At 74.0% G+C, this 11,490-nt stretch carries 9 protein-coding genes; 3 read left to right on the forward strand and 6 right to left on the reverse strand.

Annotation, left to right across the window (positions count from 1 at the left end; translation table 11 throughout):
- Window positions 1-388 precede the first annotated feature (388 nt).
- Window positions 389-1,423, forward strand: coding sequence for a DUF2637 domain-containing protein (locus ACIRFL_RS26145; protein ID WP_404032924.1), 1,035 nt, complete (start codon window positions 389-391; stop codon window positions 1,421-1,423).
- A gap of 182 nt (window positions 1,424-1,605) precedes the next feature.
- Here ACIRFL_RS26145 and ACIRFL_RS26150 read toward each other — a convergent pair whose 3' ends face one another.
- From ACIRFL_RS26150 to ACIRFL_RS26160, 3 genes are all read right to left on the reverse strand, one after another.
- The gene (locus tag ACIRFL_RS26150; RefSeq protein ID WP_404032927.1) at window positions 1,606-2,088 is read right to left on the reverse strand and encodes an ATP-binding protein; all 483 of its coding nucleotides are present in this window, start codon (window positions 2,086-2,088) and stop codon (window positions 1,606-1,608) included.
- 299 nt (window positions 2,089-2,387) lie between these two features.
- Window positions 2,388-4,130 carry a pyruvate dehydrogenase gene (locus ACIRFL_RS26155; protein ID WP_404032930.1) on the reverse strand — a complete coding sequence of 581 codons (1,743 nt, stop codon included), beginning with the start codon at window positions 4,128-4,130 and terminating at the stop codon, window positions 2,388-2,390.
- Between the two features lie 75 nt (window positions 4,131-4,205).
- Entirely contained in the window at window positions 4,206-6,017 is a 1,812-nt protein-coding gene (locus tag ACIRFL_RS26160; RefSeq protein ID WP_404032933.1) for a protein phosphatase 2C domain-containing protein, read from the reverse strand.
- Between the two features lie 380 nt (window positions 6,018-6,397).
- Here ACIRFL_RS26160 and ACIRFL_RS26165 point away from each other — a divergent pair, with 380 nt between their 5' ends.
- Window positions 6,398-7,387 carry a helix-turn-helix domain-containing protein gene (locus tag ACIRFL_RS26165; RefSeq protein WP_404032935.1) on the forward strand — a complete coding sequence of 330 codons (990 nt, stop codon included), beginning with the start codon at window positions 6,398-6,400 and terminating at the stop codon, window positions 7,385-7,387.
- Between the two features lie 47 nt (window positions 7,388-7,434).
- Window positions 7,435-7,917 carry a DUF456 domain-containing protein gene (locus tag ACIRFL_RS26170; RefSeq protein ID WP_404032937.1) on the forward strand — a complete coding sequence of 161 codons (483 nt, stop codon included), beginning with the start codon at window positions 7,435-7,437 and terminating at the stop codon, window positions 7,915-7,917.
- Window positions 7,918-7,972: 55 nt separating this feature from the next.
- Here ACIRFL_RS26170 and ACIRFL_RS26175 read toward each other — a convergent pair whose 3' ends face one another.
- The 3 genes from ACIRFL_RS26175 to ACIRFL_RS26185 form a co-directional block, all read right to left on the reverse strand.
- Window positions 7,973-9,247, reverse strand: a complete 1,275-nt coding sequence (locus tag ACIRFL_RS26175; RefSeq protein ID WP_404032940.1) for an SGNH/GDSL hydrolase family protein — start codon at window positions 9,245-9,247, stop codon at window positions 7,973-7,975.
- Window positions 9,248-9,504: 257 nt separating this feature from the next.
- Window positions 9,505-10,005, reverse strand: coding sequence for a methylated-DNA--[protein]-cysteine S-methyltransferase (locus tag ACIRFL_RS26180; RefSeq protein WP_404032943.1), 501 nt, complete (start codon window positions 10,003-10,005; stop codon window positions 9,505-9,507).
- On the reverse strand, window positions 10,002-11,456 hold the full coding sequence (locus ACIRFL_RS26185; protein WP_404033109.1) for a bifunctional transcriptional activator/DNA repair enzyme AdaA: 1,455 nt from the start codon (window positions 11,454-11,456) through the stop codon (window positions 10,002-10,004). The genes ACIRFL_RS26180 and ACIRFL_RS26185 overlap by 4 nt, the downstream gene beginning before the upstream one ends.
- Window positions 11,457-11,490 lie beyond the last annotated feature (34 nt).

The raw sequence follows: 11,490 nt of genomic DNA on the forward strand, positions 1-11,490 counted from the left end.
GTTGTTACCTGTCCGTCAAGCACCTTAGGCGCATGACGCGACAGTTCAAATTCCGAACGGACAAGGCAAGGCAAGGTCATCTCCAGCGGCGGAGCGGGACGAGGCATCCCCCGGAGTCCACTAAGATCATCCACAACCAGGACACCCGTACGGGGCACCCCATTCACAACTTCCTCACTTGTCGCGGGAACTTTCCGTAGAACCATCCGTACGGGTAGTCTTACTCGAACTCAACTCCCGCCCCTCAAGCGGCAGTTCGAGCAGAACGCTGCCATGGGCATCCCCTTGCACCTCCTTGGCGGCCTCTTGCCCCGAAACCCCCTGAGGGCCGGTGGAATTGGGCCACTATGGCGGGCGTTACGCCCTATCCCAATGCAAGGGACCCCAGATGAGACTGACCGACATATCGCTGAACTGGCTGCTTCCGGGCGCCGTACTGCTCCTGGGCATCCTGGCGGCGGTGGCGGTGCTCGCGCGCAGCAAGCGGTCCGGGGAGCACGCGAAGACCGAGGACTCGTGGGAACGCAGCGAGGAGCGGCGCAGGCGCAAGGAGGCCATCTACGGTACGGCTTCCTACGTACTCCTCTTCTGCTGTGCGGCGGTCGCGGCCGCGCTTTCCTTCAAGGGTCTGGTCGGCTTCGGTGAGCAGAACCTGGGCCTGTCCAACGGCTGGCAGTACCTCGTGCCGTTCGGTCTGGACGGCGCGGCCATGTTCTGTTCCGTCCTCGCGGTGCGCGAGGCCAGCCACGGCGACGCGGCCCTCGGCTCCCGGATCCTCGTGTGGACGTTCGCGGGTGCCGCTGCCTGGTTCAACTGGGTGCACGCGCCCAGGGGCCTGAGCCACGACGGCGCCCCGCACTTCTTCGCGGGCATGTCCCTCTCCGCGGCCGTGCTGTTCGACCGTGCGCTGAAGCAGACCCGCCGGGCCGCCCTGCGCGAGCAGGGCCTGGTGCCGCGTCCGCTGCCGCAGATCCGCATCGTCCGCTGGCTGCGCGCGCCCCGCGAGACCTACAGGGCCTGGTCCCTGATGCTGCTGGAGAACGTGCGCAGCCTGGACGAGGCGGTCGAGGAGGTCCGCGAGGACAAGCGGCAGAAGGAAGAGACCCGGCTGCGCAGGCGCGAGCAGCAGCGTATGGAGCGGGCCCAGCTGAAGGCCCTCAGCCGCGGGACCCGCGGCTTCATCGGGCGTGGCGGCCGGCAGGTCGAGGTGCAGGCGGTGGAGCGTGGCTCCACACAGGTTTCCGCGGAGCCTGCCATAGCGGCGCCGGAACTGCCCGTACGCTCTCGGCCCTCCCTTCAGCCGGTCCGCAAAGGGGCTGACCCGATCACCGTCGACCTGACCGCGGAGGACGACACCATGGCGCTGCCGCGCCTCGACTCCCTGGAGCGCAAGCTCAAGGATCTTGAACAGCAGTTCGGCTAGAACTTCGGCCAGGACCGGCCCGACCGGGCCCGGACCCCACGGGGCGGGGGCGTGACCACATGGATCACGCCCCCGCCCCGTTTTCACACCCCGCCCCTGCGCAGCCCACCCCGGTCCACGCCCCCACCCCGCTCGCGCCCCGCCCCTTCGCAGACCCGGCCCCGCCCTCGGGTCCGCGCCGTTCAGGCGGCTTCCGCGTTCAGTTCGAACCAGACCGATTTGCCCACGCCGTGCGGTCTCACGCCCCAGGCGTCGGCGAGGGACTGCACCAGGAGCAGGCCCCGGCCGTGTGTGCCCTCCTCGGCGGACGGTGCCCGCAGCACCGGCCTGCGGGCCACGAAGTCCCGTACCTCCACCCGCAGTCCGCGTGGACCGACGACGGCCGTCAGGACGGCGTCCCGGTCGGTGTGCACGAGTGCGTTGGTGACCAGTTCGCTGGTGAGGAGTTCCGCTATCTCGGAGCGGCCCGGTTTTCCCCAGTGCCGCAGGAGTTCCCGCAGTTCCCTGCGCGCCTCGGGCACGGCCCGCAGGTTCGCCCGGCCGAGGCTGCGCCGCAGTTGGGGCGCGTGCGTCCGGTCCGTGCCGTCGTCGGTGCCTTCTCTCGTCGGCTTCACCGAGGAGCCCCTGATGACCACGGGACCGCCCCCTCGTGCCTGCTTTCTCATGTCCCCCGCCCGCACGCTGTCGCCGTTGCCCCTCCTGGTCGCACACGTTCACGGGGATCCATGCCCCATGAGCCCTGGGCCAGTCCTGCCCGACCGCCGACGACCAGCGGTTCGGCCATGTGAGTAAGGCGCCGTCATGGTGGCCCGGACGCCGCGGACACCGTGATCCGGCCACCGAGAGGGCGGTAGGACGCCACGAACGCCCCGACAGGATGAGCCGGGACGCCCTCCGCCGGGCGCTGACGCTCCGTCAGTGCACGTGAATCTGGCCGGAATCCATCGCCCCGCCGCCCGTTCGGTCAGGGCCGGGGAATGTTGCGCAGGTTCGAGCGGGCCATCTGGACCATGCGGCCCACACCGCCGTCCAGCACCATCTTCGAGGCGGACAGGGCGAAGCCGGTGACCATGTCGCCGCTGATCTTCGGCGGAATGGACAGCGCGTTGGGGTCGGTGACGATGTCGACCAGGGCCGGACCCCGGTGTGCGAAGGCGTCCCGCAGCGCGCCGGCCAGCTGCTTCGGTTTCTCCACCCGCACTCCGAAGGCACCGCAGGCGCGGGCCACGGCGGCGAAGTCGGGGTTGGTGTTGGTGGTGCCGTACGAGGGCAGGCCCGCCACCAGCATCTCCAACTCCACCATGCTCAGCGCGGAGTTGTTGAACAGGACGACCTTCACCGGCAGGTCGTACTGCACGAGGGTCAGGAAGTCGCCCATCAGCATGGCGAATCCGCCGTCGCCCGACATCGACACGACCTGGCGCCGGCGGTCGGTGAACTGCGCCCCGATCGCCATGGGCAGCGCGTTCGCCATCGAGCCGTGCCAGAAGGAACCGATGACGCGGCGGCGGCCGTTGGGTGAGATGTAGCGGGCCGCCCAGACGTTGCACATTCCGGTGTCGACCGTGAACACGGCGTCCTCGTCGGCGACTTCGTCGAGCACCGCGGCCACGTACTCGGGGTGGATCGGGATGTGTTTGTCGACCTTCCTGGTGTACGCCCTGACCACACCCTCCAGCGCGTCCGCGTGCTTCTTCAGCATCCGGTCGAGGAAGCGCCGGTTCTCCTTCGTACGCACCCGCGGCACCAGACAGCGCAGGGTCTCGCGCACATCGCCCCATACGGCCAGGTCGAGCCGGGAGCGACGGCCCAGTACCTCCGGGCGCACGTCGATCTGCACGATCCGTACGTCGTCGGGCAGGAAGGCGTTGTACGGGAAGTCGGTGCCGAGCAGGATCAGCAGATCGCACTCGTGGGTGGCCTCGTAGGCGGCGCCGTAGCCGAGCAGGCCGCTCATGCCGACGTCGTACGGATTGTCGTACTGAATGAACTCCTTGCCGCGCAGCGCGTGGCCGACCGGGGACTTGATCTTCCCGGCGAACTCCATGACCTCGGCGTGCGCGTCCGCGGTGCCGCTACCGCAGAACAGGGTCACCTTGTCGGCCTCGTCGATCATCCGGACGAGCGCGTCGACCTCGGCGTCGCCCGGCCGCACGGAGGGCCGGGAGGTCACGAGGGCCAGCTCGGCGGCCCGCTCCGGCGCGGGCTCGGCGGCGATGTCACCCGGCAGGGACACCACGCTGACGCCCCGCTGCCCCACCGCGTGCTGGATCGCGGTCTGCAGCAGCCGGGGCATCTGCTTCGGGGTGGAGATCAGTTCGCTGTAGTGGCTGCACTCGCGGAACAACTGGTCGGGGTGTGTCTCCTGGAAGTAGCCGAGGCCGATCTCACTGGACGGGATGTGCGAGGCGAGGGCGAGCACCGGCGCCATGGAGCGGTGGGCGTCGTACAGGCCGTTGATCAGATGCAGGTTGCCGGGGCCGCAGGAACCGGCGCAGGCGGCCAGCTTCCCGGTGATCTGGGCCTCCGCGCCGGCGGCGAAGGCGGCGCTCTCCTCGTGCCGTACATGGATCCAGTCGATGGCCGCGTTGCGGCGCACGGCGTCCACCACGGGGTTGAGACTGTCGCCGACGACGCCGTAGAGGCGGCGCACTCCGGCGCGGGTGAGGATGTCCACGAACTGTTCTGCGACGTTCTGTTTGGCCATGGCTTTCGAGTACCCCTCCGGTCCCGGTGGATGAGACGGTCGGCTCGCAGTTCCATGAAGTCACAGGGGTCGCGGTCACGCCTCCCAGACGGCGGCGACCGTACGGTCGTCCGCGTACCCCTTGACCCGCACCTGGGTGTCGGCGAGGAACGCGGCCAGGCCGGGCGGGGTGCCGCCGGACCAGCGCCGGGCCAGGTAGGCGCAGAGGGCGGGCTCGCCGCGCAGCGGTTCTGCCAGGCCGCCGCTGCACATCAGCAGCGCGTCGCCCGGGCGGGCGACGGAGGCCCGGAAGCGGAAGGGTTCGCGGGGCGGCTCGGGGGCGGGCTCGTAGGGGCTGGGCGGTGTCGGGATCCCCAGGTCCATCGTGAGCCGGTCGCCGTCGGGGGTCTCGGCGGGCGGCGACCCGAAGCCGAGTACCGCGTCACCGGTGGTGTCGGCGGTGCTGACCTGTGGTTCGATGTCCTGCCATGCGCCGTCCCTGAGCCGGAACAGGCCGCCCTCGCCGATGCCGAAGAAGACGCGCGTACGGCAGTCGGGGCGGGCCGGCAGCAGCAGGCAGCGCAGACTGGCCGCGTACTCCTCCGGGTCGATGCCCTGCTCGGCGGCGCTGGCGCGGAGCTTGCCCAGGCTGTGGTCGGTGAGCCGGTGCAGTCCTGACTTCAGGTCGCCGCGGCGGGCCGCGTGGATGTCCTCGACCAGCCGCTGATGACTGCGGCCCACGGCCCGGCCGATCCACTGGCATGCCTCGGCCGCGGCGCGGTGGGCACCCGGGGTGGCCCGGGCGCCGGTCGCCATCGCGACGAGGATCAGCGCCTGTTCGCCGGTGCCGAAGCGCGCGGTGAGCAGCGCGTCGCGGCGGGGTTCGCCCCGGTAGCGGGCGGAGTCGCCCCGCACGGACGCGGCCCGCAGGGTGCACACCCCGGACCGGGCGCCGTCGAGCACGGTGTCCGCGACCAACTCGTCGAGTCCGTCGGGGTCGGCGAGCGGCAGGGCGGTCGGCTCGGCGTCATAGGTGGGCGGCCCGGACCCGACGTACGCGACGTCCCGTGCCCCCGCGCCTGCCTCATCCGTCCCCGGCCCGTCGCCGGGGTCCGCCGCGGCATCCTGCGCGGCGCCCTCGAACTCCGGTGCGGCGTCCCGGTCGTCCTGACCCGTCCGCTCCAGCGGGCCGTCGGCGGCGGGTCCCGTCGCGCCGAGGACTCCTGCACGCGGGGCGCTTTCACCCAGTGCCCAGTGCGTCGGGGCCGCGGGCTCGGCCGGGCTCGTGGGGGCCGGCAGCGGCGCGGCGGGATCGTCCTCGGACCCGCGCTCCTTCGGGCCGGCCGGCCAAGGCGGCGAGTCCGCGGATGGTGGCTCTCCGGGGGCTGCGGACCGCACCGGGCCGGGTGGCTCCCAGGGGGCTCCGGGCCGGGGCCGGACCGGGCCGCCGTCCGGCGGGACGGAGGCACGCCCCACCGCAACCGCGCCCTCGCCCGGAACCGCGTCCTGTCCCGGTATCGCGTCCTCGCCCGGTATCGCGTCCTGTCCCGGTATCGCGTCCTCGCCCCCAGGACGGTCGTCCGTTCCCGCGCCGGCCGTGTCCGCGCGCCGCCCGTCCGCCCTGCCGGCGGCGCCGGGCCCGGGCTCCGGCACGTCCGACACTTCCCCGGGCCAGGACCCGGATCCGGGCCGGCCCCCGGGCCAGGACTCGGACGTGCCCCGGTCCGTGGTGGCCTCCGCGGCCGGTGGGCCCGACGCGCCGGGGCCGAGCGTGTGCGAGGCCGAGGCGAAGCGGTCGTCCAGTGAATCGGTCGCGGGTGCGGGACCCGTGTCCTCGGTGGAGTCGTCGTACAGCTGGCCCCACCAGTCGTCCGTGTCTCGGGCGGGCCCGCCCCCCTGCTGGCTCATGCCCTGATTGTCCACCGCGCGGGCCCCGGGACAACCGGAGATCGGGAAAAAACGGCACACGCACCGCCTCGAACGGTGGGCGGGCAAGGCGCTGAACTGCCGTACGGGAAAGGTGCGGCAGCCGGTTCGGGCGGTACGCCGGCGCCCGTCGCCGGGCGGCTCCACCCCCCACGGGAGAACCGCCCGGCGACATCCGGGTGGCCCGGTCGCGGACCACCGTCTGCGCGGCCGAACAGCAGGTGATCGACTTCGCGGTGCGGCCACCATGGCAGAGTGACCGCTGGTGTGGCGATGATGTGCCGAGGCGGGTTTGCGCCGTGGCCGGTTTCCGCCACACCCGCCGTGAGGGGTGTCGTGTCGCCGGGGAGGGACGAGGGCTGATGCTGGCAGCGATAGGGCTGGACGAGACGCACGAGACGGCGTACCGGGCGCTGGTGTCCGTGGGCGCCGCCGACGTGCCCGATCTGGCGCGCCGGCTGATGCTGGCCGAGCACGACACCGAGCGCGCCCTGCGCCGGCTGGAGCGGCACGGCCTCGCGGCCCAGTCGTCGGCCCGTCCGGGCCGCTGGGTGGCGGCGCCGCCGGGCGTCGCGCTCGGCGCGCTGCTCACCCAGCAGCGGCACGAACTGGAGAAGGCCGAGCTGGCGGCGGCCCTGCTCGCCGAGGAGTACCGGGCGGCGGCGGCCGAGCCCGCCGTGCACGACATGGTCGAGGTGGTGACCGGCGCCGCCGCGGTCGCCCAGCGCTTCCTGCAGATGCAGCTGGCCGCGAGCGACGAGGTCTGTGCGCTGGTCACCGGCAACCCGATGGCGGTCTCCGGCGCGGAGAACGACGCCGAGGAGCAGGCCGCCGGACGCGGCGTCCGCTACCGGGTGGTGGTGGAGCGTGCGGTGCTGGACCTGCCCGACGGGATCACCGAGCTGACGGCGGCCCTGGGCCGGGACGAGCAGGTGCGGGTGCTGGACGAGGTGCCGACCAAGCTGGTGGTGGCCGACCGCTCGCTGGCCATGGTGCCGCTCACCTCGCACAGCGCGGAACCGGCCGCGCTCGTCGTGCACGCCAGCGGCCTGCTGGAGCTGCTGTGCGGGCTGTTCGAGTCGGTGTGGCACCAGGCGCTGCCGCTCAGGCTGGGCGCGCAGGGGGTGTGCGAGCAGCGGCCGGACGGCCCCGACGGCACCGATCTCGAGGTGCTGTCGCTGCTGCTCGCCGGGCTGACCGACGCGAGCGTCGCCAAGCAGCTCGACCTGGGCCTGCGGACCGTGCAGCGACGGGTGAAGCGGCTGATGGAGCTGACCGGGGTGACGACCCGGCTGCAGCTGGGCTGGCACGCCTACGAGCGCGGCTGGGTGGCCAGGGAAGTCCAGGAGTGACGCGTACCTGCCCTGCGCGACCGGTCGCGTTCCGGCACGCTGGGCAGATGGGAGTGTGGGGACTCCTGCTGGTCGGCGTGGTGATGGCGCTCGGCCTGTGCGGGGTGCTGGTGCCCGGGGTGCCGGGCTCGTGGCTGGTGTGGGCCGCGGTGCTGTGGTGGGCGCTGCAGGATCCACAGCCGGTCGCCTGGGGTGTCCTGGTGGGCGCCACCGGCGTGCTGTTGCTGTCCCAGGTGGTGCGCTGGGCGCTGCCGCCGCGGCGGCTGCGGGCGAGCGGTGCGGCGCCGCGGGCGGGGGCGTACGCGGGTCTCGGGGCGTTCCTCGGTTTCTTCCTGCTGCCGGTGGTCGGGGCGATACCCGGCTTCCTGGCCGGGATCTATCTGCACGAGCGGCTGCGCCTGGGCCGGCCCGGCGAGGCGATGGCCGCGCTGCGCACGACGATGCGCTCGGGCGGCTCCAGCGTGCTGGCGGAGCTGTTCACCTGTCTGCTGATCATGGGCGCCTGGCTGGGCGCGGTGGTCTGGGGCTGACGGCGCGACCGGCGACCGGCGCGGCACGGTCGCACCGCCGGGCGCCGCGTGCGGTTCACCGCAGGACGCCGAGGTCGATGGCGTCGGCCAGCGCCCGCATGCCCGCGTCGTTGAAGTGCAGATGGTCGCCGGGGTCGTAGGCGGGCCGGATCCGGCGGGGCTGTGCCGGGTCGCGGACGGCGGCGTCGAAGTCGGCGACGGCGTCGAAGGCGCCGCCGGTGCGGATGAAGGCGTTGATCCGCTGCCGTACGTCCTCACGCGCGGCGGTGAAGGCGCCGTGGCCGCCGTACGGCGTGAGGGTGGCGCCGACGACCCGGATGCCGAGGGCGTGCGCCCGGGAGACGATCGCGCGGTACGCGGCCTCGAAGTCGCGGACGTCGTTCGCCTGGGGTCTGCCGTTGATGTCGTTGATGCCTTCGAAGACGATCAGCACCCGCGCGCCCGACCGGGACAGGGCGTCGGCGTCCAGCCGGGACAGCGCGCTCGGCCCGGTGCCGTCGCGCAGCAGCCGGTTACCGGCGATCCCGGCATTGAGCACGCCCAGCCGGTGCGGCCTCAGGCGTTCGGCGAGCCGGTCGGGCCAGCGGCGGTCGGTGTCCGGGGTGGAGCCGGTGCCGTCGGTGAGGGAGTCCCCGAAGGCGACGACGCTGCCGGCGCCGCCGGTCACGAGGACATCGACGCCGGTGACGTAGTACCAGTGGCTGGTGGTGGCCGTGTACGCCGAGCCGTCCTCGTCGGCCGCCCGGCCCGCGCCCTGCGAGGCGACATAGCTGGTGCGCAGGGCGCTGCGGTGGTAGGTGGCGGGTCCGCCGTCGGCGGGGGTGTGGACCGTGACGAGCAGGTCGGCGGCGGCCGGCACGGCCAGCGGCGCCGGATCGCTGACCAGGTCGCCGCCGGCCGGGACCACGGTGGTGGGCGCGCCGCCGAAGGTCACGGTGCGCATCGTGCCGGGGACGGCGTCCGGGCCGGCCGCCCCGCGCAGCGCGACGGTGACCGCGCCGAGCGTCAGGGGTGCGGTGCCGAGCCGGTTGCTGAGGCGGATCCGCAGGAGCTGACCGCCGACGCTGAGGTGCACGACGTTGCGGACGGCGGCGCCGGGCAGCGCGGGAGCGGTGCCGGACGGGGCGGCCTCCCAGGTGCCGGTCCAGGAGCCCGGCACGTCCTCGACACGTACGGCCTCGACACGCACCGCCGTGGACACCGCCGTGTGCGCCGCACGCGTCGCCGTGGCCGGCGCGGTGGCCGTCGCGGCCCCCGTCTGTGCCGCCGCGCCCGTCGTACCGATCAGCGCCAGCAGCGCCGCCGCGAGTACCCGCCCGGCCTTGACCATGTGTGCGCCCGCCCTTCCCGATGCCCCGCAGGAGCCGAAGGTGGCACACGGCCGGCGGGCGCGGGGGCAGCATCACCGCGACGACACCCGCTCGGCCCAGCGCACGCGGCGAACGGACAGCCCGAAACGGGCGGTGCGCGCGGCCAGTTCGGGCCTACGGCGCGCGCAGGCGGCTGGCGTGGGTGGGTGCGTGGTGGCGGGAGCGGTGGTCATGTGCGGTGGCGGGGGCTGACCTGGCGGGGGCCGGGCGCAGGTGGTCAGGGGTGTGCGAGTGCGCCCTCCCGGGTGAGCAGCCAGGTCTTGCGGTCGAGGCCGCCGGCGTAGCCGGTCAGAGAGCCGTCCGCGCCGATCACCCGGTGGCAGGGGCGCACGATCAGCAGCGGGTTGGCGCCGATAGCGCCGCCGACCGCCCGCACCGCTGCCCGCGGCGCGCCGATCCGCGCGGCGATCTCGCCGTACGTCGTGGTCGCCCCGTAGGGAACGGAGTCGAGCGCGGCCCACACCCGCTCCCGGAACGCCGTGCCGTGCGTGCGCACAGGCAGCCGGAACTCCTTCAGTTCACCGGCGAGATAGGCGGCGAGCTGTTCCTCGGCCGCCCGGAACGGGCCGGGGTCGCGCCGCCAGCCCGCGCCGACCGTGCGGCCGCCCTTCTGGCCGGGCACGGAGAGCGAGGTGAGCGCGCCGTCCGGGCCCGCGGTGAGCAGGAGCGGGCCGAGGGGCGCGGGCACGGTGGTCCAGTACGTCGGTTCCAAGGTCATGCCGTCGTGGACTTCCCTTCGGGATGCGGGTGTTGGCGGGCGTACGGGTCCGGCCCGTCGCCGAGGTCCCGTGCGGCCTCCAGGTGCCGCACGGCGTAGGAGCGCCAGGGCCGCCGGCCGTCCGGCATGTCGAGGCCGGGCGGGGCCACGTCGGGGTCGGCCAGGGCGCGGATCCGGATCGCGGCGGCGACGGCCGGGTCCAGGCCGGGCAGGGCGAGCAGCGCCTGCGTGGCGTCGTCCCGGTCCGCGCCGGGATCGAGCCGTACGGTGCCGTCGGCCAGCGCGGCGGCCAGGGCGCCCAGGGTGCCGTGCGGCTCGGCCTCGGCGAGCACGGCCGGCTCCGGGAACAGATGGGTGAGGCTGCCGCAGGGGGCGTCCAGCGCCTTCCCGTACCGCTGCACCAGCCGTTCGGACCGCGCGGGTCCGGCGAGCGCGCGCACCGCCCACTCGGCCGGGTCGGCGGCTCCGGGTGAGCGCAGTCCGGGCCGGGCGGCGACCAGCGGGGCGAGCAGCGCGTCGGCGCCCAGCCGTTCGTCGACCGCGTACGGATCGGCGTCCAGGTCGAACAGCCGGCGCAGCCGCTGCACCGCCGTGGTCAGGTCACGCGGATCGGTGAGATGCAGCCGGGCGTCGAGCCAGCCGCCGGGGTGGGCGGCGGGGCCCGTCCGAGGGGACCGGGTGCGCTCCGCCACGGCGACGATGCCCGTGCCGTACGGCAGCCGGAGCGTGCGCCGGTAGCTGCGCTCGCCACGGGCGCCGGTCACCTCCTCGACCCCGGGCACGGCCTCGCGCGCGAGCAGGTCGAAGACGGCGGCGGCCTGGTAGGGCCCGCGGTGGGCGAGCCGCAGCGGAATCCCGGCGCCCGGGGTGGCGCGCGGCGGCCCGCCCCTGCCGCGGGGCGCGGCGGCGCGCAGCCCGCTCGGGGTGGCCGCGTACACGGCCCGGATCGTGTCGTTGAACTGCCGCACGCTGGCGAACCCGGAGGCGAACGCGATCTCGGTGACCGGCAGCTCGGTGGTCTGCAGCAGGACGCGCGCGGTGTGCGCCCGCTGGGCCCGGGCGAGCGCGACGGGTCCGGCGCCCAGCTCGGCGGTGAGCTGCCGCTGGACCTGTCGCGCGCTGTAGCCGAGCCGGTCGGCGAGCCCGGCGACGCCCTCGCGGTCCACGACGCCGTCGCCGATCAGCCGCATGGCACGGCCCACGACGTCCGCGCGCGCGTTCCAGTCGGCGGAGCCGGGCACGGCGTCCGGGCGGCAGCGGCGGCACGCCCTGAAGCCGCGGCCCTGCGCGGCGGCGGCGGTCGTGAAGAACCGCACGTTGCGCCGTTTCGGGGTGACGGCCGGGCAGCTGGGCCGGCAGTAGATCCCGGTCGTCTCGACGGCGAAGAAGAACTCCCCGTCGAACCGGGCGTCCCGGCTGCGCACGGCCTCGTACCTGGTGTCTTCGTCCATCACGTCATCCAGTGTGGGCGAAGCGGGAGGGGGC

This window comes from Streptomyces sp. NPDC102462, from assembly GCF_044765425.1.
Lineage (GTDB): Bacteria > Actinomycetota > Actinomycetes > Streptomycetales > Streptomycetaceae > Streptomyces.

What these genes read in the sequence shown, in the direction of transcription:
- ACIRFL_RS26145 (WP_404032924.1), top strand. Translation starts at nt 389, where the DNA reads ATGAGACTGACCGACATATCGCTGAACTGGCTGCTTCCGGGCGCCGTA.
- ACIRFL_RS26150 (WP_404032927.1), bottom strand. Translation starts at nt 2,088, where the DNA reads ATGAGAAAGCAGGCACGAGGGGGCGGTCCCGTGGTCATCAGGGGCTCC.
- ACIRFL_RS26155 (WP_404032930.1), bottom strand. Translation starts at nt 4,130, where the DNA reads ATGGCCAAACAGAACGTCGCAGAACAGTTCGTGGACATCCTCACCCGC.
- ACIRFL_RS26160 (WP_404032933.1), bottom strand. Translation starts at nt 6,017, where the DNA reads ATGAGCCAGCAGGGGGGCGGGCCCGCCCGAGACACGGACGACTGGTGG.
- ACIRFL_RS26165 (WP_404032935.1), top strand. Translation starts at nt 6,398, where the DNA reads ATGCTGGCAGCGATAGGGCTGGACGAGACGCACGAGACGGCGTACCGG.
- ACIRFL_RS26170 (WP_404032937.1), top strand. Translation starts at nt 7,435, where the DNA reads ATGGGAGTGTGGGGACTCCTGCTGGTCGGCGTGGTGATGGCGCTCGGC.
- ACIRFL_RS26175 (WP_404032940.1), bottom strand. Translation starts at nt 9,247, where the DNA reads ATGGTCAAGGCCGGGCGGGTACTCGCGGCGGCGCTGCTGGCGCTGATC.
- ACIRFL_RS26180 (WP_404032943.1), bottom strand. Translation starts at nt 10,005, where the DNA reads ATGACCTTGGAACCGACGTACTGGACCACCGTGCCCGCGCCCCTCGGC.
- ACIRFL_RS26185 (WP_404033109.1), bottom strand. Translation starts at nt 11,456, where the DNA reads ATGGACGAAGACACCAGGTACGAGGCCGTGCGCAGCCGGGACGCCCGG.